The organism is Mycolicibacterium canariasense (genome assembly GCF_002101555.1).
In the GTDB taxonomy this organism is placed as follows: Bacteria; Actinomycetota; Actinomycetes; order Mycobacteriales; family Mycobacteriaceae; genus Mycobacterium; species Mycobacterium canariasense.
Genome location: NZ_LQOL01000063.1, coordinates 1 through 24,553, shown reverse-complemented (window position 1 = coordinate 24,553; position 24,553 = coordinate 1). Strand labels below are relative to the sequence as shown.

Genomic DNA, 24,553 nt, shown 5'->3' with positions numbered 1-24,553 from the left:
CGGGCTACACCGCCGTCAGATAACGCTTGGTGATGATGCGTTGCGCCACAGCGGTTATCGGCCCGCCCAGCCGGCTCCACCAGGTGGCATGCCGGGAGAACGCGATGACTTCGGCGTACACGGTGCCGTCGGAGGGGTCATAACGGACGGCGAACAACTCTTCACCGGACTCCGGGTGCCCGGGCAGCGTCCCGTAGGCGAACCCGCGGCGGTTGGCCTCTTCCACGACGTAGACGACGCGGCACGGCGCGCGCAGCGGCCCGAAACCGACGGTGACCTCGGCGCCCACGGTGGCCAGATCGCTGTCGGCGCGGACCAACACCCCGGCGCCGCGCTGCATGCCCCAGCGCAGGACGGCGTCACCGGCGGATTCGAAGCGTGCGCGCCCGTGGCCGATCGGTGCCGCCACCTGCACGTGGTGATACCCGGCGGGCAGCGGGCCCGCCGTCGCTCCGATCTCGGGGTAGGTCAGGTCCACCGGTTCACTATCGCAGTCACGACGGCGTGTCGGGTGAAACCTGAGCGGTACGGAACCTGTCGCGGTAAGCCCTGGGCGACAGGCCGAGCTGGGTGACGAATACCCGGCGCAGCGTCTCGGCGCTGCCGAATCCGGCGATCTGCGCGGCGTCGGCCACGCTGTGTCCGGCGTCGAGAGCACCGCGTGCGGTGTCGATCCGCACCTTCTCCACGTATCGCGCCGGGGTGGTGCCGAGCTCGGCCTGGAACAACCGGGTCAGCTGGCGGGTGCTCAAAGCGGCAACGGCGGCAAGGTGTTTCACGCTGTGGTCGGCGGCCGGGTCGGCCGCGATGGCCGCGGTCACCGCGCGTAGCGCCGACTCCGGTGGCGGGTCGGCCTCTACCAGTGCAGAGAACTGCGACTGACCGCCGGCGCGTTTGAGGTACACCACCAGCGAGCGAGCCACCGAGCGCACCAAGTCGGTGCCGTAATCCTGTTCGACCAGGGACAGTGCCAGGTCGATACCGGCGGTCACCCCGGCGGAGGTGTACACCTCGCCGTCGCGCACGAAGATCGCGTCCGGCTCGACGCTGATCTCCGGGAACGCGTGGGCCAACAAGGTGACGTGGCGCCAGTGTGTGGTGGCCCGCCGCCCGTCCAGTACGCCCGCGGTGGCCAGGATGAAAGCGCCGGTGCAGATCGACGCCAGCCTGCGGGTGCGCGGCGGTACCGCACGCACCGCGTCGACCAGCGCGGGATCGATGGGTCTGCCGACGAGGGCGTCACCCCCGGTGACCAGGACGGTGTCCGCGGACTCGATGTCGTCGAGCCGATCGGTGACTGCGAACGGGACGCCGATCGAGGTGGCCACTTCGGCGCCGTCCGGGGACGCGATCCGCAGTCGGTATTGCGCCCCGAACCGGTTGGCTTCGGCGAACACCTCGGCGGGTCCGGCAGCGTCGAGCAGCTTCACCCCGTCGAAGACGACGATGACCATTTCCCGCGCTACCACCGCACCATTGTGTCGCATTCTGTGGGAAAGGCGGCCGATCGGTCATGGCCGGTGCCGGAGCGGTGCGCCCACACTGGTCTGGAGTAAGCAATAAGACCTTGCCGAACAAGGAGATTCGATCATGACCCGTGTTGCCGAAACCATCGCCGATATCACCATCCCGGATACCGCGCTGGTGCGCGATGTCACCGCATTCATCCGCGATACCGTGGATGACCTGCTCTACCACCACTCCCGTCGGGTGTTCCTCTTCGGGTCGGTGCGGGCCCGGGCGCGGGGGCTGCGCCCGGATCCGGAACTGCTCTACACCGCCGCGATGTTCCACGACATCGGGCTGACCCAGAACTACCGCGAATCCCCATTGCGTTTCGAGGTGGACGGCGCCGACGCGGCCCGGGATTTCCTGCGGGCCAGGGGTGTCGACGAGGCGTCCGCACGCCTGGTCTGGCTGGGGATCGCGCTGCACACCACGCCGGGCGTGCCGGAGTTCCTGGAACCCGAGGTCGCGTCGGTGATCGCGGGTGTCGAGACCGACGTGCTCGGTATCGGACGTGATCAGCTGCCCCCCGACGTGCTGGCCGCGGTGACGGCCGCGCATCCGCGGCCCGATTTCAAGAACCGGATCCTGCAAGCCTTCGCCGACGGCAATCTGCACCGGCCGGCCAGCACCTTCGGGAACATGAACGCCGACGTGCTGGCCCACTATGACCCCTCGTTCGTCCGGGAGGACTTCGTCGAGATGATCCGCAACAGTTCCTGGCCTGAATAACGCCTCTTGACGGCGTGGCGGCGGCAACCGTAGTGTTGCCGCCATCACAAATTGAAACGTTTCAAAGGTGGACGATGACGGCTGGCCGGACCGAGCGGGTGTGTTTCCTGCTGAAACTGCGGCAGGACCGGATCGCCGACTACCTCCAGGCCCACCAGACCGTCTGGCCGGAGATGTTGGCGGCGCTGCACGACGCCGGGTGGCGCAACTACTCGTTGTTCGTCCGGCCCGAGGACGGGCTGGTGGTCGGTTACCTGGAGACCGACGATTTCGCCGCGGCCCAGGAGCGGATGGCCCGCACCGACGTCAACACGCGCTGGCAGGCCGGCATGGCCGAGTATTTCGAGGCCGGCACCCCCGATGCGGACATCCGTCCGCTGACCGAGTATTTCCATCTCGTCTGACACAGGAGTCACATGAAAATCGGAGCGCGGTCCACCACCGGTTGGCGGGCGACCATCGCGGTCGCGATGTCGAACTACATCGAGGCCGGGTCGATCATCGCCATCGCCACCAGCCTGGGGTTCTGGCAGGCGGCCTTCGGCATCAGCAACTTCGCCGTCGGCCTGCTGGCGGCGTTGAGCGCCAACGCCTTCGGTGCCGCGATCGGTGCCGTGCTGGGCGGACCGCTGTGCGACCGGTTCGGGCGCAAGGCGATCTACACCTATGACCTGTTGGTGTACATGGCCGGCGTGCTGCTGGCCGCCTTCGCGGTGAACTTCGCCATGCTGCTGACGGCCTTCGTCATCACCGGCATCGCGGTGGGCGCCGGCGTACCGGCCTCCTGGACATACATCGCCGAACAGGCGCCCTCGGCCGACCGGGCCAAGCATGTCGGCACCGCCCAGCTGGCGTGGTCGGTGGGCCCACTCATCGGTTTCGCGCTGGCCGCCGCGCTCGCGCCGCTGGGGCTCCTGGGTTCCCGGCTGATCTTCGGCCACTTGTTCGTGGTCGCCGCGGTGGTCTGGTGGGTGCGTCAGGGCCTGGCCGAATCGCAGATCTGGAAGGACGAGGCCCTCAACGAATCCGCTTCGCTGGCAACGACTGTCGGCAACCGCGGACTGCGCGGTCTGTTCTCCCGCAGGGTCAACATCACCGCGCTGCTGTTCCTCGGCGGCATCTATCTGTTCTGGAACACCGTCGCCGGCCAGGCCGGCATCTTCATGCCCCGCGTCTACGACACCGCGGGCCTGCACAGCCCGGTGGCGCAGAACCTGCTGCAGGTGCTGGTCTGGGGGGCCACGGTGGCCGCGACCTATTTCGGCTTCATGCGCTACGCCGACCGGATGAGCCAGCGGCTGTTGTACGTGATCGGCGCCGCGCTGGGTATCGTCGGCTGGATCGTGCTGGTGGCCTTCACCGACGGCGGCGTGCCGACCATGCTGGTGTTCGCCGTACTCTGGGGCATCTCGTCGGGCATCGGGGCGCAGGCCTTCTACAGCCTCTGGGCCAGCGAGCTTTTCGCGACCCCATACCGGGCCAGCGCGCAGGGCGTGATGTTCTTCGTGGTCCGTACCGCCACGGGTCTGCTGAGCTACTTCTTCCCGACCCTGCTGGCCGCCACCGGGCTCACCGCCGTCGGCATCCTGCTGGTCGCGCTGCTCACGGTCGCCCTGCTGATCGGCGCCGTGTGGGCGCCGACCACGCGGGGGAAGACCCTCCAGCAGATCGAGGTCGAGCGCTACGGCACTCCCGTCTCGTCGTCCCATCCCATCGAAAGGAGCGCGGTATGAAGCTCGCACCGCTGCTGGACCACCTCGCCATCGAACTGCCGTCATGGGCGTTCGGAAACTCCGGCACCCGGTTCAAGGTGTTCGGAACGCCGGGGACCCCACGCACCATCGAGGAGAAGATCGCCGACGCCGCCACCGTGCACCGGCTGACCGGCCTGGCGCCCTCGGTCGCGTTACACATCCCGTGGGACATGGTGGACGACTACGCCGCACTCGGCGACCACGCCGCCGAACAGGGTGTCCGGCTGGGCACCGTGAACTCCAACACCTTCCAGGACGACGACTACAAGTTCGGCAGCCTGACCCATACCGACAAAGCGGTGCGGCAGAAGGCCATCGACCATCACCTGGCCTGTATCGACATCATGGAGGCGATCGGGTCTCGGGACCTGAAGATCTGGCTGGCCGACGGCACCAATTACCCGGGGCAGGGCGATATCCGGGGCAGGCAGGACCGGTTGGCCGAGTCCCTGGCGTCCATCTACCAGCACATCGGCCCGAACCAGCGAATGGTGCTGGAGTACAAGTTCTTCGAGCCGGCCATGTACATGACCGACGTGCCGGACTGGGGCACGGCCTACGCGCAGGTCAGCGCGCTGGGCGAGCGGGCCGTGGTGTGCCTGGACACCGGGCATCATGCCCCGGGCACCAATATCGAGTTCATCGTCGCCCAGCTGCTGCGCCTGGGGAAGCTGGGATCATTCGACTTCAACTCCCGGTTCTACGCCGACGACGACCTGATCGTCGGTGCGGCCGACCCCTTCCAGTTGTTCCGGATCATGTTCGAGGTGGTCCGCGGCGGCGGTCTCGACCCGAATGCGGGGGTGGCGCTCATGCTGGACCAATGCCACAACGTGGAAGCCAAGATCCCAGGGCAGATCCGGTCCGTACTCAATGTGCAGGAGATGACCGCCCGGGCGCTGCTGGTCGACACCGAGGCACTGGCCGACGCACAGGACAACGGTGACGTGCTGGGCGCCAACGCAATCATGATGGACGCCTTCTACACCGACGTGCGACCCGCGTTGGCGCAGTGGCGCGCCGACCGCGGCCTGCCGGGGGATCCGATGGCCGCCTTCGCCGCCTCGGGCTACCAGGACATCATCAACGCCGCCCGGGTCGGCGGTACGCAATCGAGCTGGGGAGCATGACGCATGCCTGACACCGTGACCGAACTGATCGCCCGGTCCAACCGGCTGGGATCGGATCCGAAGAACACCAACTACGCCGGCGGAAACACCTCGGCCAAGGGCATCGGCCGCGATCCCGTGACCGGCGCCCCGGTGGAACTGTTGTGGGTCAAGGGTTCCGGCGGCGATCTGGGCACCCTGACCGAGGACGGCCTGGCGGTGCTGCGCCTGGACCGGATGCGGGCGCTGGTGGACGTGTATCCCGGCGTGGAGCGGGAGGACGAGATGGTCGCCGCCTTCGACTTCTGCCTGCACGGTCGCGGCGGCGCGGCGCCGTCGATCGACACCGCCATGCACGGCCTGGTCGAAGCCGACCACGTGGATCACTTGCACCCCGACTCCGGGATCGCGCTGGCGACGGCCGCCGACGGTGAGGCGCTGACCAAACAGATCTTCGGCGATCGAGTGGTGTGGGTGCCCTGGCGGCGCCCGGGGTTCCAGCTGGGCCTGGACATCGCCGAGATCAAGAAACGCAACCCGCAGGCCATCGGCACCATCCTGGGTGGGCACGGCATCACCGCGTGGGGTGCGACATCGGCCCAGGCGGAGGCGCATTCGCTGGAGATCATCCAGACCGCCGAACGCTATATCGCCGAGAACGGCCGCCCGGCACCGTTCGGCCGGGTACTGCCCGGCTTCGGCGCGCTACCCGTTGACGAGCGCCGGGCCAGGGCCGCTGCGCTGGCGCCGTTCATCCGGGGCCTGGTCTCCACCGACCGGGCGCAGGTGGGCCACTTCACCGATGACCCGCGCGTGCTGGAATTCCTTGTCGGCGAGGAGCATCCGCGCCTGGCCGCGCTGGGTACCAGCTGCCCGGACCACTTCCTGCGCACCAAGGTCAAGCCGATGGTGCTGGACCTGCCCACCGACGCCTCGCTGGACGAATGCAGGGCGCGGTTGGCCGAGCTGCACCAGGCCTACCGCGCGGACTATCGGGCGTACTACGATCGGCACGCTGATCCCGCCTCACCACCCATCCGGGGGGCCGACCCGGCCATCGTGTTGATCCCCGGCGTCGGCATGTTCAGTTACGGCAAGGACAAGCAGACCGCGCGGGTGGCCGGCGAGTTCTATCTCAACGCCATCAACGTGATGCGCGGCGCCGAGGCGATCTCGCACTATGCACCGATCGACGAGTCGGAGAAGTTCCGCATCGAATACTGGGCGCTGGAAGAGGCGAAGCTGGCCAGGATGCCCAAGCCCAAACCGCTGGCCACCCGCATCGCGCTGGTCACCGGGGCGGCCTCGGGTATCGGCAAGGCCATCGCCACCCGACTGGCCGCCGAGGGCGCCTGTGTGGTGATCGCCGACCTGGACGCCGGAAAAGCCGCTGCCGCAGCGGAAGAGATCGGTGGTCCGGATGTGGCGATCGGTATTGCTGCCGATGTCACCGATGAAACCGCCGTGCAGGCTGCCGTCGACGCCTGCGTGCTGGCCTTCGGGGGCATCGACATCGTGGTCAACAATGCCGGACTGTCACTGTCGAAATCCCTGCTGGACACCACCGTCGCCGATTGGGATCTGCAGCACAACGTGATGGCCCGCGGTTCCTTCCTGGTATCCAAGGCCGCGGCCCGGGCGCTGATCGACCAGAAACTGGGCGGTGACATCATCTACATCTCGTCGAAGAACTCGGTGTTCGCCGGGCCCAACAACATCGCCTACTCGGCCACCAAGGCCGACCAGGCGCACCAGGTTCGGCTGCTGGCCGCAGAACTCGGGGAGCACGGCATCAAGGTCAACGGCATCAACCCCGACGGAGTGGTGCGCGGATCGGGCATCTTCGCCGGCGGCTGGGGCGCCAAACGGGCCGCGGTGTACGGGGTGCCGGAGGAGGAACTCGGCGCCTACTACGCCCAGCGCACCCTGCTCAAACGCGAGGTACTGCCGGAGAACATCGCCAACGCCGCGTTCGCGCTGTGCACGTCCGACTTCTCGCACACCACCGGGCTGCACGTGCCGGTGGATGCGGGTGTCGCGGCCGCCTTCCTGCGGTGAGCGCCGGCGCTCAAGTTGCCGCCGTCGACCTCGGGGCCACCAGCGGGCGGGTGATCGTCGCGGACCTGGACCGGTTCGAGATGCGCACCGTGGCCCGGTTCGACAACGACCCGGTGAGCATCTGGAACGGCGCACGCCAGGCCCTGCACTGGGACCTGCCCGGGCTGTACGGCCACGTGCTCAGCGGGCTGACCCGTGCCGCAAGGGAATCCGACCGGCTGGTCGGCATCGGAGTGGACTCCTGGGCGGTGGACTACGGGCTGCTGCGCGACGGGCGGCTGCTGTCGGTGCCGCATCACTACCGGGATGCCCGCACCGAACGGGGCGTGGAGCTGGTGCACCAGCGGATCGGCGCGGCCGAACTGTACGCCCGCAACGGGTTGCAGTTCCTGCCGTTCAACACGCTCTACCAACTGGCCACCGAGGACCTACTGGATCAGGCCGACACCGTGCTGCTGATCCCGGACCTGGTGACCTACTGGTTGACCGGGCAGCGGGCCGCCGAACACACGAACGCGTCCACCACCGGACTGCTCGGGCTCGACGGTGCCTGGGATACCGATCTGATGTCGCGACTCGGATTGTCGCCCAACGTGTTTCCCGGCATCGTCGAGCCAGGGACGCCGTGTGGGCGGGTGCTGCCCGGTTTGGGATTCGATGCCGAGGTGGTGGCGGTGGCCTCCCATGACACCGCATCGGCGGTCGCCGCTGTCCCGATGGACGCCGCCACGTCGGCCTACATCTCGTGCGGTACCTGGGGCCTGGTCGGCTTGGAGCTGCCCGGCCCGGTGGTCACCGAGGCGAGCCGGGCAGCCAATTTCACCAACGAGGCGGGCGCCGACGGGCGGAACCGCTTCCTGCACAACGTGATGGGACTGTGGCTGCTCAGCGAAACGGTGCGCCAGTTCGACCGTGACGGTCGCCGCGCCGACCTCGCCGCGCTGCTGTCGCAGGCCGCCCAGGCCCCGGCACCGGCGGGCGTGTTCGACACCGAAGATGCACGGTTCCTGCCGCCGGGCGATATGCCGGCCCGGATCACCAACTGGTACCGCGAACGCGGCCTGCCCGCGCCGGACGGCCCGGCGCAGCTGGTGCGGGCCATCCTGGAGAGCCTGGCCGCCGCGTTCGCATCCGCGGTGCGCACCGCGGCCGAGCTGGCCGGCACACCGGTGCACGCCGTGCACATCGTCGGCGGGGGATCGCAGAACGAGCTGCTGTGCCAGCTCACCGCCGACCGGCTGGGCCTGCCACTGCTGGCCGGGCCGGTCGAGGCCACCGCGCTGGGCAACATCCTGGTGACCGCGCGGGCCCACGGCCTGGTCACCGGTGACCTGGACGACCTGCGGCGGCGGGTCGCGGACTGGTTTCCGCCGCGCCGGTACGTCCCACGCGCCGATCGGGCCGCCGTGATGGTGTGATGGTCCCGTGGTGAGCATGCGGGAAGTCGCTGCCGCGGCCTCGGTGTCGGTCGGCACGGTCTCCAATGTCCTCAATGCGCCGGACAAGGTGGCTCCCGCGACGGTGGCCCGGGTGCAGGCGGCGATCGATCACCTCGGTTTCGTCCGCAATGACGCCGCCCGGCAGCTCAAGGCCGGCCGATCGCGCAGCGTCGGCTTGGTGGTGCTGGACATCGGCAACCCATTCTTCACCGATATCGCCAGGGCCGCCGAACGCCGGGCCGGTGAGCACAACCTGACGGTGCTGCTGGGCACCTCCGACGACGACGGTGGGCGCGAACGCGCCTATATCGACGCCTTCGACGAGCAACGGGTGTACGGGCTGCTGGTGTCACCGGTGAGTGACGACCTGAGCCGGTTGACGGCGCTGCGCGAACGTGGCACCCCGGTGGTGCTCGTCGACCGGGACGGCAGCGGAACACCTTTCGATTCGGTCGCGGTGGACGATGTGGCCGGCGCCCGGCTGGCAGTGACCCACCTGTGTGCGACGGGCCGGCGGCGGATCGCCTTCGTGGGGGGCCCGGATACGCTGCGCCAGATCCGCGATCGGCGCCGCGGTGCAGCCGAAGCCGTCGCCGAAACGCCTGGCGCCCAACTGGAGAACATCGATGTCCCGGCGCTGAGCGTGCTGGCCGGCCGCGCGGTCGGCGAACGGTTGCGGGAGCGGCCCCCGGCGCGGCGCCCCGATGCGGTGTTCTGCGCCAACGATCTGTTGGCCATCGGGGTGCTGCAGGCGCTGACCCTGATGGGTGACCTGCGGGTGCCGGAGGACATCGCGCTCGTCGGGTACGACGACATCGATTTCGCCCGCTCGGCCGTTGTGCCGTTGACCTCGGTGCGGCAGCCGACCGCCGACATCGGGGCGACCGCCGTGGACCTGCTGATCGCCGCCGCCGAGGACGGTGGCGGCCGGCACAAGCCCAGACACGTGGTATTCCAACCCGAACTGGTGGTCCGGGCCTCGACGGGATAACGCGCCGTCAAAACGGCGGGGGTTCGGCGTTCTCGTCGATGGTGTGTTGGTTGAGTTGTCGTTCGGCGTGGATGCGGGCGGCGCGCGTCTCGGCACGGGTGCGGCGGCGTTGTGGCATGGCCAGTCCCCGGTCGGCGGTTTCGCTGACCGGTACGGGCGGTGGTGCCGGAGTGTCAAGGTGTCGGTCGGGGAACAGGATTCGGCTCAGCGGCACGGTGGTGTAGGCGTGGCCGGTGGGGCTGGTCCAGATGTGTGATCCGTCGGGGTGCTGATGTTTGGTCCAGCCGCCGAAGGTCTTGAGGAGGTGGTGGGTGCGGCACGTGGCCGACAGATTGCCGGGATGGGTGGATCCGGCCGGCCAGGGCACGCTGTGGTCGAGGTCGCAATGCTGGGCGGAGCGGTTGCAGCCGGGGAAGACGCAGACGAGATCCCGGGTGCGTACCCAGGTGGCGATCTTGGTGGTGGGGCGATAGCCGGGCACGGCGGGCAGATCGGCGGGGTCGGCCAGGGGCGCGATGCGGGCGCCGGTGGCCACGAGTTCGGTGAGCAACGGGCCCGGCAGCACGCCGCCACCGATGAGCACACCGGGGGAGGCGACGGTCGCCACGTGGTCCGCGCGGCGCGACCCGTCACCATGCAGGTCGGGGTCGCGAGGTGGAGTCAATGGCGGTGCCGAGTCGGTGAGCACGTACACCGTGACCGCGGTTGAACGCGGATCCTTCTGTGCCGCTGGGCAATCCGGGTTCCCGCACAGGCAGGCGAGCCGTTCGGCACCCGGGTCGGCGCCGAGCACCCCGAGGGCGTCGGCCATCCGCTGGGGTGTGGTGCGCGGGTCGTCGTCACACACGGTGGCGGCGATCGCGGTGAGGCGGGCCCGCAGGGCGGCGGCATCGGTGGCGAACAACCGCCCGTAGACACCGACCGTGCCGGCGAGATCGTCGGCGCCGCCGAATTCGAGGTACCGCGAGCTTGCGGCGCAGCGGGTGCCGTGCACGGCGGATGGATCGAACTTCTCGATCCACACGTCGATGGCGTCCTCCAGTCCCTTCTGGGACAACGTCCCGAGGTGCGGCGCGATACCTGCCAGCGCGGCGTCGATGAGCGCCAGGGGTTCGTCGTGGATCACGAGCCGGGTGCGCCAGGTGATGGCGGCGGCGATCTTGGCCGAGATCTCGCCGGCGGCGAGCAGGGCCCCGACCTTCGGTAACCGGTCCCGCAGGGCGACGGCGATGCGCATCTGACCGGAGGCGGCCTGCTTGGACAGCCCGCAGGCGGCCGATACGTCGGCGGTGGCGTACTCCCAGCCGTCGATCGCGGCGTGGGCGCTCATGTCGTCCTCGTCGTCGCAGTGGTGCGCCACGATCGCGGCGATCACCGCCAATCGGTCCGCGGCCGCCACCGCTTCGGCCCGGGTGGCTGCGCGCAGCGCGTCGATCAGCGCTGCGGCATCCGCCTCGGCCCGTTCGAACATGTGTTCATACTACGTGGATCGACCGACAGGTGTCACCGATTGCGCACCGCCGCAATACCATTGGAGAGTTGTCGCTGAAAAGTCGCTCGGAGGCGGGCAATGGCACCAACTCCGGACTCACGGCACGATCAGCACGTCCAGCGTCCGTGGGCCGTGCACCCCTTCGACTCGCTCCAACTCGATATCACTGGTGGCGCTGGGCCCGGAGATGAAGGTCAGCGGCCGGGTCGGGTCCAGTGCGGCGAAGCCCTGCGGCACGGTGTCGACGATCTGCCCGGCGCGCACCACGCAGATGTGGTGATCGGGCACCAGGGTCAGCGCCCGGCGGCCCTGGGCGGATCCGGCGTCCAGCACGATGGTCCCGGTCGCCGCGATGCCGACGGCGCAGCCGGTGAGCACGGCATCGGCCCGGTCCAGCGCCGAAACGTCCAGCGGGGGAGCGTCGACGACGGTGTGCACGCCGGTCACCCAGTCGGCCGGGATGTCGGCGGGCACCAGCACGGTCGCATCGGGCGCGACGAGCCCGCGCACCGTCGCCGCGATATCGGTGACGCGGTGCACCCTGGCCCGGTACTCGGCGACGGCCTCGGCGAAGCGCTCGACGTCGGGCGGGCCCGTGAGCGGATCTCGCGCGTATTCCCGCGGTACCACAACGGCTTCCGGAGGTGCACCCGCCAGCGCCGCCCGGATCCGGCCGAGCACCGCCGCCCGCGCGTCCGTCATGAGTCGCTCCCGTGGGTACGCTCCCACCACTGCCGGAAGGTCTCCTTCGGCGGTTCGGGGATATCGCGACTGGCGGTCCATTTCGACGCCGGCCAGGGCAGGGTGGCGATGCGGTGATCCTTGCCGGCGAGCAGCCGACCCGCGCCGAGGGCCTTCTCGGCCAGCGCGAACCGGCCGGGGGCCGACATCGCCCAACCCGCGGCCCTCATCGCCAGGTCCTGCCCGCCCGGCAGCCCACCCCTTACCCCTCTTTCCGAATCCACCTGCTGGGCCCGCAGATGCACCAGGATCGAGGGGATGTCGATGCGCACCGGGCAGGCGTCGAAACACGCCCCGCACAACGACGACGCATAGGGCAGGCTGGCGTTGGGGTCGTCGTGCCCCGTGGTGCCGGTCAGTTGCGGGGACAGGATGGCCCCGATCGGCCCTGGATACACCGACCCGTACGCGTGGCCACCGGTGCGTTCGTACACCGGGCACACGTTGAGGCAGGCGCTGCACCGGATGCAGTGCAGCGCAGCGCGTCCCACCTCGTCGGCCAGCACCCGGGTGCGGCCGTTGTCCAGCAGCACCAGGTGGAAGCTCTGCGGGCCGTCGCCGGGATGGACCCCGGTCCACATCGAGGTGTACGGGTTCATCCGCTCCGCGGTCGAAGACCGGGGGAGCAGTTGCATGAACACTTCCAGATCCGCGAACGTCGGGATGATCTTCTCGATGCCCATCACGGTGATCAGCGTCTGCGGCAGGGTCAGGCACATCCGGCCGTTGCCCTCCGACTCGACCACGGCGAGCGTACCGGTCTCGGCCACACCGAAATTCGCGCCGCTGACGGCGACCTTCGCGGTGAGGAACTTGCGCCGCAGATGGGCCCGGGCGGCCATCGCCAGCACCCGTGGATCGTCGGTCAGCTCGCCGGCCTCGGGCATCTCGCGGGTGAAGATCTCGCGGATCTCGGCGCGGTTGCGGTGGATCGCCGGCACCAGGATGTGGCTGGGTTTGTCGTGGCCGAGTTGCACTATCAGTTCGGCCAGATCGGTCTCGAAGGCCGCGATGCCTTCGGCCTCCAGGTGCTCGTTGAGCCCGATCTCCTGGGTGGCCATCGATTTGACCTTCACCACCTCGTCGGTGCCGGCTTCGCGGATCAGCGCGGTGATGATGCGGTTGGCCTCGGCGCCGTCGCGCGCCCAGTGCACCACACCGCCGCGGGCGGTGACGTTGTGCTCCAATTGCTCGAGCAGCTCGGGCAGCCGGGCCATGACATCCTGCTTGACGGCGCTTCCGGTGGCGCGCAGCTCTTCCCAGTCATCGCATTCCTGCACGGCGGCAAGGCGTTTGGCGCGGATGGTGTGGGTGGCGTGACCGATGTTGCGGCGCAACTGGGCATTGTCGAGCGCGGTGCGCGCGGCCCGGGGGAACGGCACGTCGCCGCGCAGATTCCCGACGCCGGGGGTGCCCAGGAACGTCACGAGCCCGCGCCTTGGCCGGCCAAGATCTCCGCCAGGTGCACGGTGCGCACGCCGACGCGCAGCCGGCTCAGCCCGCCCCCGATGTGCATGAGACACGACGAGTCCCCGGCGCTGCACACCTCGGCGCCGGTGCCGAGGATGTTGGTCATCTTGTCGGCGAGCATCGCGGTCGAGGTGTCGGCGTTCTTCAGGGCGAAGGTGCCGCCGAAACCGCAGCACGAGTCGGCGGCCGGCAACTCCACCAGCGTCAACCCGCGGACATTGCGCAACAGCCGCAGCGGCTTGTCGCCGACGCGCAGCATGCGCAACGAGTGGCAGGTCGGGTGGTAGGTGACCCGGTGCGGGTAGTAGGCCCCGACATCGTCGAGGCCGAGCACGTCGACGAGGAATTCCGAGAGTTCGAAGGTGCGGGCGGCGACGGCTTCGGCGCGGGCGGCCAGCCGTTCGTCACCGGCGCGCCGGGCCACCATGGCGTGCTGGTGGCGCACCGAACCCACACACGATCCGGAGGGGGCCACCACGGCGTCACAACCCGCCGCCTCGAACACGTCAACGTGATGGCGCACCACCGCGGTTGCCTCGTCGAGATAGCCGGTGTTGATATGCATTTGCCCGCAACAGGTTTGACCGGTGGGAAACACCACCTCGTGGCCGAGTCTCTCCAGCAGGGCGACGGTGGCGATGGCGGCCGGCGGAAAAAGCGCATCCGCCAGGCAGGTCGCGAACAGGGCGATTCGCATAGCGTCCTCAGATTAGCGCCGGTGTCGGCCGCGACGGCGGCGAACGTGCGGACGGAATGATTGAAACGTTTCAATCACGTTAGTGTGACGCCCGTCATAAGTCAATCCGGGGGCGGTATCCGGCAATGGAGTGGCGCTGCAAGCGGATCCACCTGTCCAGCGCATACACGCGGCCCACCGTGCAATAACGTGGCGGGTGTGGTGACCCCAGCGACGCACCCCGGCGGCGGCTTCAACCCGCCCGAGCCCACCACCAAGGGCGGGCCGGACTACGGCCGGTTCGTCGACGCGGTGCGCACACTGCAGGACCACGCCCGCGCCGCCGACGCGCCCGACGCGGTGATCGCCGAGGCGGCGGATCTGATCGAAAAGGTGTCGGTGCTGCTGGCCCCCTACGAGGCCGACGAATGGCATTCCCCGTCCGGCCGGCGGATGGACCTGCCCAACCGCGGCAACATCATGACCGTGCCGGTGGACCTGGTGGTCACCGAGGACGGGCGGATCGGCGGGACGGCCCGGTTCCGGCGCTTCCATCTGGGCCGCAACGGTGCCGTGCACGGAGGTGCGCTGGGCCTGCTGTTCGATTCGCTCCTGGGCTTCACCACCGCCAAACTGACCAAGAGCCCGTTCCAGCGCACCGCGCACCTGGGCATCGACTACCGCAAGATCGTCCCGATCGAGAAGGAGCTGCAGGTGGACGCCGGAATCGACCGGATCGACGGGCGCAAGATCTTCGTCAGCGGCCGGCTGCTCGACGGTGACGAGCTGCTCACCGAAGCCGACGCCCTGTTCATCCGGCTCAAGCCGGGGCAGCCGTGAACGAGTCCGTCGGCGAGTCCGTGAACGAGTCGAAGTATTCGGCCGCCAAGCGGCGCTGGGCGCGCTGGCGTGATCGGCTGCGGGGACGCCCGGTCGCCGATTTCGTGTACCGCGTCGTCGTCGGGGTGGTGGGCCTGCTGGTGCTGGCTGTCGGCATCGTCGCCATCCCGTACCCCGGACCGGGATGGGCGATCGTCTTCCTGGGCCTGGCCATCCTGGCCACCGAATTCCGCGCCGCCCAGGTGGCGCTGCACTGGGCGAAGAAACGGTACGACGCGGTGATGGCCTGGTTCGCCCGCCAGCACATCGCCGTGAAAGCCCTGAGTGCGGCCTTCACCGGGCTGGTGGTGGTGGCCAGCCTCTGGGGTCTGGGTGCCCTCTACTGGCTCGGCGATCTGATCGGCTTCCAACCGCCCTGGCTGAAGAGCCCGATCGGTATCGGCTCCGACTGACCCACCCCGATAGCATGGTCGCGTTCTGTGTACCTGCCTGAGGAGAGTCCCCGATGAGCGCCGCCGCCAGCCCCGCCCCCGCAGCCCCGATCCGGGTCGCTGCCGGGACCACCGCTGGTGCGGCCGTCCGCGCTGCCGGCCTTCCCGAACGCGGCGCGCCGGACGCCATCGTGGTGGTGCGGGACCCCGGCGGACGGCTGCGTGACCTGTCCTGGGCGCCCGACGCCGATGTCGAGGTGGTCCCGGTGGCCGCCGACACCGACGACGGCCGCAGCGTCATCCGGCACTCGGCGGCGCATGTGCTGGCCCAGGCCGTGCAGGAGCTGTTCCCGGAGGCCAAGCTGGGCATCGGTCCGCCGATCACCGACGGCTTCTACTACGACTTCGATGTCGCCGAGCCGTTCACGCCGGAGGACCTGGCCAAGCTGGAGAAGCGGATGGCCAAGATCGTCAAGGACGGTCAGCTGTTCTCCCGGCGCGTCTACGAATCCAAGGAGCAGGCCCGCCAGGAACTGGCCGACGAGCCCTACAAGCTCGAGCTCGTCGACGACAAATCCGGCGACCCCGACGTCATGGAGGTCGGGGGCGACGAGCTGACCGCCTACGACAACCTCAACGCCCGCACCAAGGAACGCATCTGGGGTGACCTGTGCCGCGGGCCGCACATCCCCACCACGAAGTACATCCCGGCGTTCAAGCTGACCCGCAGCAGCGCGGCGTACTGGCGCGGCGACCAGAACAACGCCAGCCTGCAGCGCGTGTACGGCACCGCGTGGGAATCGCAGGAGGCGCTGGACCGGCATCTGGAGCTCATCGAAGAGGCGCAGCGTCGGGACCACCGCAAGCTCGGGGTGGAACTCGACCTGTTCAGCTTCCCCGACGAGCTCGGCTCCGGCCTGCCCGTCTTCCACCCCAAGGGCGGCATCATCCGCAAGGAACTGGAGGACTACTCGCGGCGCAAACACGAGCAGGCCGGCTACCAGTTCGTCAACACCCCGCACATCACCAAGGAGAACCTGTACATCACGTCGGGCCACCTGGAGTGGTACGCCGACGGCATGTTCCCGCCGATGCAGATCGACGCGGAGTACAACCCGGACGGCAGTGTGCGCAAGCCCGGCCAGGACTACTACCTGAAGCCGATGAACTGCCCGATGCACCACCTCATCTACCGGTCCCGCGGCCGGTCCTACCGCGAATTGCCCTTGCGGCTCTTCGAATTCGGGTCGGTGTACCGGTATGAGAAGTCCGGCGTCGTGCACGGACTGACCCGGGTACGCGGCATGACGCAAGACGATGCGCACATCTACACCACCCGCGAACAGATGCGCGACGAGCTGGCCTCGCTGCTGGGATTCGTGCTGGACCTGCTCTCAGACTACGGACTGGACGACTTCTACCTGGAGCTGTCCACCCGGGATCCGGCGAAGTCGGTCGGATCCGACGAGCTGTGGGAGGAAGCCACCGCGACGCTGCGCGAAGTGGCCGAGGGATCCGGGCTGGCGTTGGTGCCCGACCCGGGCGGCGCGGCGTTCTACGGACCCAAGATCTCGGTGCAGGTCAAGGACGCGCTGGGCCGGCACTGGCAGATGTCGACCATTCAGCTGGATTTCAACATGCCCGACCGATTCGAGCTGGAGTACACCGCCGCCGACGGCAGCCGGCAGCGCCCGGTGCTGATCCACCGAGCGCTGTTCGGGTCGATCGAGCGGTTCTTCGGCGTGCTCACCGAGCATTACGCGGGGGCGTTCCCGGCCTGGCTGGCGCCGGTGCAGGTGGTCGGGGTGCCGGTCGCCGACAAACACGTGCCGTATCTGGAAGAGATTGCCGCCCAACTGAAGTCGGTCGGAATCCGGGTCGAGGTGGATGCCAGCGATGACCGGATGGCCAAGAAGATCGTGAACCACACCAACCAGAAGGTGCCGTTCATGCTGCTCGCGGGAGACACCGACATCGAGTCGGGGGCCGTTTCCTTCCGGTTCGGGGACCGCAGCCAGATCAACGGTGTGCCCCGCGAGGCGGCCGTGGCTGCCATTGCCGACTGGGTCGCCCGGCGTGAGAATGCAACGCCCAATGCCGATCTGTTCAAGGTGGACGCGTGAGCCACGCTTACGGGGTACGCGCATGACCGACGGGGATCGGATCGTGGACACCGGTGCCGGCGATCCCGACCATCTGCAGCGGCTGTGGACCCCGCACCGGATGAGCTACATCGCCGAGTCACCCATGAAGAAGGGCGCCGGGTCGGCGCTGTCCTCGGAACCGTTCACCGACATCCCGCAGATGGCCGACGAGGACGGCCTGATGGTCGCCCGCGGTGAGCTGGTCTACGCAGTGCTCAACCTGTACCCGTACAACCCGGGTCATCTCATGGTGGTGCCGTACCGGCGGGTGTCCGAGCTGGAAGACCTCACCTCGCAGGAGAGTGCCGAGCTGATGGCGTTCACCCAGAAGGCGATTCGCGTCATCAAGGCGGTGTCGCGGCCGCACGGATTCAACGTCGGGTTGAACCTGGGCACCTCGGCCGGCGGGTCGCTCGCCGAGCACCTGCACATGCACGTGGTGCCGCGCTGGGGTGGCGACGCCAACTTCATCACCATCATCGGCGGCTCGAAGGTGATCCCGCAGCTGTTGCGCGACACACGCGAACTGCTGGCCGCCGAGTGGGTGGAGCAGGACCGGGCGAGCGAAGCGACGGGGGAGCAGGACCGGGCGAGCGAAGCGACGGGGGAGCAGGACCGGGCGAGCGAAGCGACGGGGGAGTAGTCGGGCAGATGAGTGACTTCTACCTGATGACCCGGGCGGCGTACGTCAAGCTGTCCGGACCGGTCGCCAGGGCGGCGCTGCGCGCCGGATTCACCCCCGACAGCATCACGGTGCTGGGAACCGCCGCGTCGGTTCTCGGTGCGCTGACACTGTTCCCGATCGGCCAGCTCTGGTATGGCGCGCTGGTGGTGTGGTTCTTCGTGCTGGCCGACATGCTCGACGGTGCCATGGCCCGAGAACGCGGCGGCGGCAGCCGGTTCGGGGCGGTGCTGGACGCGACCTGCGACCGGATCGCCGACGGTGCGGTGTTCTGCGGCCTGGCCTGGTGGGCGGCGTTCGGCATGCACAATGCCCAGCTGGTGGTGGCCATTCTGATCTGTTTGGTGACTTCGCAGGTCATCTCGTATATCAAGGCCCGCGCCGAGGCCAGCGGCCTGCGCGGGGACGGCGGCATCATCGAACGTCCGGAACGGCTCATCATCACCTTGACCGGTGCCGGGTTGAGCGGCCTGTTCGGCGTTCCGCTGATCTTGGAGATCGCGATGTGGTTGCTGGCCCTGGCCAGTGTGGTGACCGTCGCCCAGCGGTTGCACGCGGTGCGGACGTCGCCGGGTGCCATGGATCCACTGACCCCGACGCCCCCGGCGACCGAGGTGGGCGAAGAGTGAGCACACCGTCGGCGGGACTGCCCAAGGTGCGTGGACGGCGTGTACCGCTGGGGGGTGAGCTCACCGACCTCGGTTACGCCGCGGGCTGGCGGGTGGTGCGGGCGATGCCGGAGTTCGCCGCCCGCAACATGTTCGAGGCCGGTGCGCGGTACGCGGCCCGCGGTGGCGGCCCCGAGCAATTGCGCAAGAACCTGGCCCGCATCGTGGGGGTGCGCCCCGCAGAGGTGCCCGCAAGCCTGATCCGGGCATCTTTGGCGTCCTACGCCCGGTACTGGCGGGAGGCGTTCCGGCTGCCGTCCATGGACCACCGGGTGCTCGCGGCCCGGCTGCAGGAACTGGTCGAGGGCGACGAGCATGTCGCCGACGCGCTGGCTGCCGGCCGAGGCGCCGTGCTGGCCCTGCCGCACAGCGGGAACTGGGATATGGCCGGCGTGTGGTTGACCAACACCTACGGCCGGTTCGCCACCGTCGCCGAACGACTGAAGCCGGAGTCGCTGTATCAGCGGTTCGTGGACTACCGGGAGAGCCTGGGATTCGAGGTGCTGCCGCTCAACGGCGGGGCGCGCCCACCCGGCGAGGTGCTCGGCGACCGGCTGCGCGCCAACGGACTGGTGTGTCTGATGGCCGACCGTGACCTGACACGCTCCGGTATCGAAGTGGAGTTCTTCGGTGAGGCCACCCGGTTGCCCGCCGGCCCCGCGCGGCTCGCGCTGGAGACCGGTGCGGCGCTGCTGCCCACGCACTGCTGGTTCTCCGGCGACGGCTGGGGCACCCGCATCCACGGGCCGCTGGACACATCCTCGGGTGACGTCACCGTGATCACGCAGGCGTTGGCCGACCATTTCGCGGCGAATATCGCCCAGTACCCGGCGGATTGGCACATGCTGCAGCCGCAGTGGCTGGCCGACCTCTCCGACGATCGCCGCGCTCGGCTCGAGGGCCGGTAGGGAGCGTCGATGCGCATCGGGATGGTGTGCCCGTACTCATTCGACGTCCCCGGGGGCGTGCAGGCTCATGTGCTGCAGCTCGCGGAGGTGTTCCGGTCACAGGGGCATGTGGTCAGCGTGTTGGCGCCGTCCTCGCCGCATGTGCAGGTGCCGGACTATGTGGTGTCGGGCGGCAAGGCCGTGCCCATCCCGTACAACGGGTCGGTGGCCCGGTTGCGGTTCGGTCCGGCCACCCACCGCACCGTCAAGAAATGGCTCAGCCAAGGCGATTTCGACGTGCTGCACCTGCACGAGCCGAATGCCCCGAGCCTGTCGATGCTGGCGCTGATGATCGCCGAGGGACCGATCGTCGCCACCTTCCACACCTCCACCACGAAGTCGTTGACCCTCAGCGTCTTCCAGGGAATCCTGCGACCGTGGCACGAGAAGATCGTCGGCCGCATCGCGGTGTCGGATCTGGCGCGGCGGTGGCAGATGGAGGCACTGGGCTCCGACGCCGTCGAGATTCCCAACGGGGTGCCGGTCGCGACGTTCGCCTCGGCGCCGCTGCTGGACGGCTACCCGCGTCCCGGCCGGTGCGTGCTGTTCCTCGGCCGTTTCGACGAGCCGCGCAAGGGAATGGACGTACTGCTGGGCGCGCTGCCCCGGCTGGCCGCGGCCTTTCCGGATATCGAGGTCCTGGTGGTAGGCCGCGGTGACGCGTCGGCGCTGGCCGAGAAGGCCGGTGACCTGGCCGCACATCTGCGCTTCCTCGGCCAGGTCGACGACGCCACCAAGGCCGCGGCGCTGCGCAGCGCCGACGTGTACTGCGCACCCAACACCGGCGGTGAGAGTTTCGGCATCGTGCTGGTGGAGGCGATGGCGGCCGGCACCGCGGTGGTGGCCAGCGATCTGGATGCCTTCCGGCGGGTGCTCGACAACGGCCGGGCCGGTCGGCTGGTCCCCGTCGACGACGCCGGCGCGCTGGCCGAGGCGCTGATCGCGGTGCTCGGCGACGACACCCTGCGGGCCCGCTACGTCGAGGTGGGAGACACCGTCGTGCGTCGCTACGACTGGTCGGTGGTGGCCGCCGACATCATGCGGGTGTACGAGACGGTGGCGATGTCCGGGGTGCGCGTGCGGGTGGCCGACTAGTGCTGGTCCTGACGATCGTGCTGGCGGTGCTGATCGGCGCCGCGATCCTGCTGACCGGTTCCTGGGCCTATCTGACTGCCAACCGGCTGGACCGCCTGCACGTCCGGTACGACCTGTCCTGGCAGGCGCTGGACGCCGCACTGGCCCGGCGAGCGGTGGTCGCGCGGGCGGTGGCCGTCGACGCCTTCGGTCAGGAACCCGAGGGCAAGCGACTCGCGGCGCTGGCCGACGCCGCCGAACGCGCCCCCCGTGCGGCACGCGAGGCCGCCGAGAACGAACTGTCCGCGGCGCTGGGCTCCGTCATCCCCTCGGCGCTGCCGGTGGCCCTGGTCGCCGAACTCGCCGATGCCGAGGCCCGGGTGTTGCTGGCCCGCCGGTTCCACAACGACGCCGTGCGGGACACCCTGGCGCTGCGCGAACGGCCCATGGTGCGGCTGCTGCACCTCGGTGGTACCGCGGCGCTGCCGAGCTATTTCGAGATCGCCGAACGCGCCGGACCGGCGGCGCGGGACACCGGATCGGTCAGCAGGCGGGTGTCGGCGCGGGTGGTGCTGCTCGACGAGGACGGCTGCGTGCTGTTGTTCCGCGGATCCGACCCGGCCCGCGACGGCGAGGACGCGCGGCTCTGGTGGTTCACGATCGGCGGCGCCGTCGAACCCGGCGAGGAGCTGGCGGACACGGCGGCCCGCGAACTGTTCGAGGAGACCGGCCTGCGGGTGTCCGCGGCCGACCTCGTCGGACCGGTGTGGCGGCGGGACGCCATCATCGACTTCAACGGGGCGGTGGTGCGCAGCGAGGAGCTGTACTTCGTGCACCGCACCGGCCGGTTCGAACCCGTGGCGACCGGCCGCACGGCGCTGGAACGCCGCTACATTCACGGCCACCGCTGGTGCGATGCGACAATGATCGACGAGCTGGTCGCCAAGGGTGAGTCGGTGTATCCGCTGCAGCTCGGCGAGTTCCTGACGCGGGCCGGAGAGCTCGCCGATGTGCGCGGCGCCGGGCCCGGAACGCAGCCTCAACAGATCCGTTGAGGCTGCGGATTCAATTGATTTGGCGCCACCTTTAGACTGGATCAGTAGTGAACTGGAGGAGAAAGCGATGGATTTCGGCGGGCAGGAGCGCAGCGACCGGGGAATCGGTGCGGCAGTTAGCAACGGTAACCAGACCGGCACCGCCCGGGTGAAGCGCGGGATGGCCGAGATGCTCAAGGGCGGCGTCATCATGGACGTGGTCACCCCGGAGCAGGCCCGGATTGCCGAGGCCGCCGGTGCGGTGGCGGTGATGGCCTTGGAGCGGGTGCCCGCCGACATCCGCGCCCAGGGCGGGGTGTCACGGATGAGCGATCCGGACATGATCGAGGGCATCATCGACGCGGTCACCATCCCGGTGATGGCCAAGGCCCGCATCGGGCATTTCGTCGAGGCGCAGATCCTGCAGAGCCTGGGTGTGGACTACATCGACGAGTCCGAGGTGCTGACCCCGGCCGACTACGCCAACCACATCGACAAGTGGCGCTTCACCGTGCCGTTCGTCTGTGGCGCCACCAACCTGGGTGAGGCGCTGCGCCGCATCACCGAGGGTGCGGCGATGATCCGGTCCAAGGGTGAGGCCGGCACCGGGGACGTCTCCAACGCCACCACTCATATGCGGACCATCGGCGCCGAGATCCGCCGGCTCACCTCGCTGTCCGAAGACGAACTGTTCGTCGCGGCCAAGGAACTGCAGGCCCCCTACGACCTGGTGGTCGAGGTGGCCCGGGCCGGCAAGCTGCCGGTCACGATGTTCACCGCCGGCGGCATCGCGACCCCGGCGGATGCGGCGATGATGATGCAGCTCGGCGCCGAGGGCGTGTTCGTCGGCTCGGGCATCTTCAAGTCCGGTGACCCGGCCGCGCGGGCGGCGGCCATCGTGAAAGCCACCACCTTCTACGACGATCCCGATGTGCTGGCCAAGGTCTCCCGTGGTCTGGGCGAGGCGATGGTCGGCATCAACGTCGACGACATCCCGGTCCCGCACAGGCTCGCCGAACGCGGCTGGTAAACACGATCCGTGGCGATTGAAGAGATCCTCGACCTGGAACAGCTCGAGGTCAATATCTATCGCGGTGGGGTGTTCAGCCCGGAGTCGGGTTTCCTGCAGCGCACGTTCGGTGGGCACGTCGCCGGCCAGTCCCTGGTGTCGGCCGTTCGCACGGTCGACCCGAAGTTCCAGGTGCACTCGCTGCACGGGTACTTTCTGCGGCCCGGTGACGCCCGTGCACCGTCGGTGTATCTGGTCGAGCGGATCCGCGACGGCGGATCGTTCTGCACCCGCCGGGTGAGTGCGATCCAGCACGGCCAGACCATCTTCAGCATGTCGGCGTCCTTCCAGGCCGACCAGAGCGGTATCGAGCACCAGGACGCGATGCCGGCCGCGCCAGGTCCGGACGACCTGCCCGGGTTCCGGTCCGGCGGTGCGTTCGACGACGCCGGATTCGCCCAGTTCGCCGAATGGGATGTCCGCATCGTGCCGCGGGACCGGGTCGCCAAGGTGGCGGGCAAGGCGTCGCAGCAGCAGGTGTGGTTCCGCCACCGCGACCCGCTGCCCGACGACTCGGTGCTGCACATCTGCGCGCTCGCTTACCTCAGCGATCTCACCCTGCTCGGCTCTGCTCAGGTGAACCATCTGGAGGAACGTAAGCACCTGAACATCGCGTCGCTGGATCACGCCATGTGGTTCATGCGGCCGTTCCGCGCCGACGAGTGGTTGCTGTATGACCAGTCCTCGCCCTCGGCGTGCGGTGGCCGCGCCCTGACCCAGGGCAAGTTGTTCAACCAGTACGGCGAGATGGTCGCGGCCGTCATGCAGGAGGGGCTGACCCGCTACCGGCGGGATTTCGTCCCGCCCGCCAAGTGACCGTCCGGGTCGGGGTGCTCGCCCTGCAGGGCGATACCCGCGAGCATTTGGCCGCGCTGCGCGAGGCCGGCGCCGACGCGCTCACGGTGCGCCGACTTTCGGAGCTGAAATCGGTTGACGCCCTGGTGATTCCCGGCGGCGAATCCACCGCCATCAGCCATCTGCTGCGGGAGTTCGAGCTTCTGGAGCCAGTGCGTGCCCGGCTGGCCGACGGTATGCCGGCCTATGGATCGTGCGCCGGGATGATCCTGCTGGCCGACGAGATCCTGGATGCCGGCGCCGAAGGCCGGCGGGCCGAGCCGCTACACGGCATCGACATGACGGTGCGGCGCAACGCCTTCGGGCGCCAGGTCGACTCTTTCGAAGAGGACATCGCGTTCGAGGGGTTGGACGGCCACGTGCATGCGGTGTTCATCCGCGCGCCCTGGGTGGAGCGGGTGGGCCCCGAGGTCGAGGTGTTGGCCCGCGCCGGCGGCCATCCCGTCGCGGTGCGGCAGGGCCGCATGCTGGCGACGGCTTTCCATCCCGAGGTGACCGGTGACCGGCGGGTGCACAAGCTGTTCGTCGACTCGCTCGGGTGAACGTTCGGCCAACGCCGCCATGGAGTTTGCTGTCACAGCGGCCGCCGGTGGCGTGCACAGCCTGTTCACATGTAGCGAGTCCTCAATGGCTATGTGACACTCCGAACGACCGCGACGTTCTTCGTACCGCCGACCCACCCCGACCGTGACTTTCCTTCCGCGCGGCCGAAGAATCTCCAGCGCTGGGCGCTGCCGGTGCTGCTGGTGGCGACGGCGGTGCTCTATCTGTGGCATATCACGGTCAATGGGATGGGCAATCAGTTCTATGCCGCGGCGGCGCAGGCCGGGTCGCAGGACTG

24 protein-coding genes and 1 pseudogene are annotated in these 24,553 nt (G+C 69.0%); 19 read left to right on the top strand and 6 right to left on the bottom strand.

What is annotated here, in order from left to right:
• Positions 1-4: 4 nt before the first annotated feature.
• Both AWB94_RS22675 and AWB94_RS22670 read right to left on the bottom strand, forming a co-directional pair.
• Complete coding sequence (locus AWB94_RS22675) at positions 5-478, bottom strand: DUF1990 domain-containing protein (RefSeq protein WP_062659325.1); 474 nt, start codon at positions 476-478, stop codon at positions 5-7.
• A 16-nt stretch (positions 479-494) separates the two neighbouring features.
• Positions 495-1,487, bottom strand: a complete 993-nt coding sequence (locus AWB94_RS22670) for a GlxA family transcriptional regulator (RefSeq protein ID WP_062659324.1) — start codon at positions 1,485-1,487, stop codon at positions 495-497.
• Positions 1,488-1,590: 103 nt separating this feature from the next.
• Here AWB94_RS22670 and AWB94_RS22665 point away from each other — a divergent pair, with 103 nt between their 5' ends.
• The 7 genes from AWB94_RS22665 to AWB94_RS22635 all read left to right on the top strand — a co-directional run bounded on the left by AWB94_RS22665 (position 1,591) and on the right by AWB94_RS22635 (position 9,589).
• A complete protein-coding gene (locus tag AWB94_RS22665) occupies positions 1,591-2,238 on the top strand; it encodes an HD domain-containing protein (RefSeq protein WP_062659323.1) in 648 nt (215 codons plus the stop codon).
• Positions 2,239-2,312: 74 nt separating this feature from the next.
• A complete protein-coding gene (locus tag AWB94_RS22660; RefSeq protein WP_062659322.1) occupies positions 2,313-2,642 on the top strand; it encodes an L-rhamnose mutarotase in 330 nt (109 codons plus the stop codon).
• Between the two features lie 12 nt (positions 2,643-2,654).
• Positions 2,655-3,971 (top strand): MFS transporter, encoded by a 1,317-nt coding sequence (locus AWB94_RS22655; RefSeq protein WP_062659321.1) that lies wholly within the window; start codon positions 2,655-2,657, stop codon positions 3,969-3,971.
• Entirely contained in the window at positions 3,968-5,122 is a 1,155-nt protein-coding gene (gene rhaI, locus AWB94_RS22650; protein WP_062659320.1) for an L-rhamnose isomerase, read from the top strand. The genes AWB94_RS22655 and rhaI overlap by 4 nt, the downstream gene beginning before the upstream one ends.
• Positions 5,123-5,125: 3 nt before the next feature.
• Positions 5,126-7,159, top strand: a complete 2,034-nt coding sequence (locus AWB94_RS22645; protein WP_062659319.1) for a bifunctional rhamnulose-1-phosphate aldolase/short-chain dehydrogenase — start codon at positions 5,126-5,128, stop codon at positions 7,157-7,159.
• Positions 7,156-8,577, top strand: coding sequence for a rhamnulokinase (locus tag AWB94_RS22640; RefSeq protein ID WP_062659318.1), 1,422 nt, complete (start codon positions 7,156-7,158; stop codon positions 8,575-8,577). The genes AWB94_RS22645 and AWB94_RS22640 overlap by 4 nt, the downstream gene beginning before the upstream one ends.
• Positions 8,578-8,593: 16 nt before the next feature.
• Positions 8,594-9,589 carry a LacI family DNA-binding transcriptional regulator gene (locus AWB94_RS22635; RefSeq protein ID WP_062659373.1) on the top strand — a complete coding sequence of 332 codons (996 nt, stop codon included), beginning with the start codon at positions 8,594-8,596 and terminating at the stop codon, positions 9,587-9,589.
• 7 nt (positions 9,590-9,596) lie between these two features.
• Here the strand turns inward: AWB94_RS22635 and AWB94_RS22630 are convergent, their stop codons facing one another.
• The 4 genes from AWB94_RS22630 to AWB94_RS22615 all read right to left on the bottom strand — a co-directional run bounded on the left by AWB94_RS22630 (position 9,597) and on the right by AWB94_RS22615 (position 13,989).
• The gene (locus tag AWB94_RS22630) at positions 9,597-11,060 is read right to left on the bottom strand and encodes an HNH endonuclease signature motif containing protein (protein ID WP_062659317.1); all 1,464 of its coding nucleotides are present in this window, start codon (positions 11,058-11,060) and stop codon (positions 9,597-9,599) included.
• A 117-nt stretch (positions 11,061-11,177) separates the two neighbouring features.
• Positions 11,178-11,783, bottom strand: a complete 606-nt coding sequence (locus AWB94_RS22625; protein ID WP_062659316.1) for a LutC/YkgG family protein — start codon at positions 11,781-11,783, stop codon at positions 11,178-11,180.
• Positions 11,780-13,249 (bottom strand): LutB/LldF family L-lactate oxidation iron-sulfur protein, encoded by a 1,470-nt coding sequence (locus tag AWB94_RS22620; RefSeq protein ID WP_062659315.1) that lies wholly within the window; start codon positions 13,247-13,249, stop codon positions 11,780-11,782. Before AWB94_RS22620 ends, AWB94_RS22625 begins: the two co-directional genes overlap by 4 nt.
• On the bottom strand, positions 13,246-13,989 hold the full coding sequence (locus AWB94_RS22615) for a (Fe-S)-binding protein (protein ID WP_062659314.1): 744 nt from the start codon (positions 13,987-13,989) through the stop codon (positions 13,246-13,248). Before AWB94_RS22615 ends, AWB94_RS22620 begins: the two co-directional genes overlap by 4 nt.
• A gap of 198 nt (positions 13,990-14,187) precedes the next feature.
• Here AWB94_RS22615 and AWB94_RS22610 point away from each other — a divergent pair, with 198 nt between their 5' ends.
• From AWB94_RS22610 to AWB94_RS34695, 12 genes and pseudogenes are all read left to right on the top strand, one after another.
• Positions 14,188-14,808 (top strand): PaaI family thioesterase, encoded by a 621-nt coding sequence (locus AWB94_RS22610; protein ID WP_165605390.1) that lies wholly within the window; start codon positions 14,188-14,190, stop codon positions 14,806-14,808.
• Between the two features lie 20 nt (positions 14,809-14,828).
• The gene (locus AWB94_RS22605) at positions 14,829-15,260 is read left to right on the top strand and encodes a TIGR02611 family protein (protein WP_062659371.1); all 432 of its coding nucleotides are present in this window, start codon (positions 14,829-14,831) and stop codon (positions 15,258-15,260) included.
• 53 nt (positions 15,261-15,313) lie between these two features.
• Positions 15,314-17,362 carry a threonine--tRNA ligase gene (gene thrS / locus AWB94_RS22600; protein ID WP_062659313.1) on the top strand — a complete coding sequence of 683 codons (2,049 nt, stop codon included), beginning with the start codon at positions 15,314-15,316 and terminating at the stop codon, positions 17,360-17,362.
• Between the two features lie 22 nt (positions 17,363-17,384).
• Positions 17,385-18,026: an ATP adenylyltransferase gene (locus tag AWB94_RS22595; protein ID WP_062659312.1), complete on the top strand. Its 642-nt coding sequence runs from the start codon at positions 17,385-17,387 to the stop codon at positions 18,024-18,026.
• Between the two features lie 8 nt (positions 18,027-18,034).
• A complete protein-coding gene (pgsA, locus tag AWB94_RS22590; RefSeq protein ID WP_062659311.1) occupies positions 18,035-18,694 on the top strand; it encodes a phosphatidylinositol phosphate synthase in 660 nt (219 codons plus the stop codon).
• Positions 18,695-18,720: 26 nt separating this feature from the next.
• Positions 18,721-19,641: a phosphatidylinositol mannoside acyltransferase gene (locus AWB94_RS22585; RefSeq protein WP_062659370.1), complete on the top strand. Its 921-nt coding sequence runs from the start codon at positions 18,721-18,723 to the stop codon at positions 19,639-19,641.
• Between the two features lie 9 nt (positions 19,642-19,650).
• A complete protein-coding gene (locus AWB94_RS22580; RefSeq protein WP_062659310.1) occupies positions 19,651-20,775 on the top strand; it encodes a glycosyltransferase family 4 protein in 1,125 nt (374 codons plus the stop codon).
• Positions 20,775-21,809: an NUDIX hydrolase gene (locus tag AWB94_RS22575; protein WP_062659309.1), complete on the top strand. Its 1,035-nt coding sequence runs from the start codon at positions 20,775-20,777 to the stop codon at positions 21,807-21,809. Before AWB94_RS22580 ends, AWB94_RS22575 begins: the two co-directional genes overlap by 1 nt.
• Positions 21,810-21,876: 67 nt before the next feature.
• Complete coding sequence (gene pdxS / locus AWB94_RS22570) at positions 21,877-22,818, top strand: pyridoxal 5'-phosphate synthase lyase subunit PdxS (protein WP_084395459.1); 942 nt, start codon at positions 21,877-21,879, stop codon at positions 22,816-22,818.
• Positions 22,819-22,827: 9 nt separating this feature from the next.
• Positions 22,828-23,673: an acyl-CoA thioesterase II gene (tesB, locus tag AWB94_RS22565; protein ID WP_062659308.1), complete on the top strand. Its 846-nt coding sequence runs from the start codon at positions 22,828-22,830 to the stop codon at positions 23,671-23,673.
• Positions 23,670-24,254, top strand: coding sequence for a pyridoxal 5'-phosphate synthase glutaminase subunit PdxT (gene pdxT, locus AWB94_RS22560; protein ID WP_062659307.1), 585 nt, complete (start codon positions 23,670-23,672; stop codon positions 24,252-24,254). Before tesB ends, pdxT begins: the two co-directional genes overlap by 4 nt.
• Positions 24,255-24,347: 93 nt before the next feature.
• A pseudogene (locus AWB94_RS34695) lies at positions 24,348-24,553 on the top strand (mannosyltransferase); the annotation flags it as partial.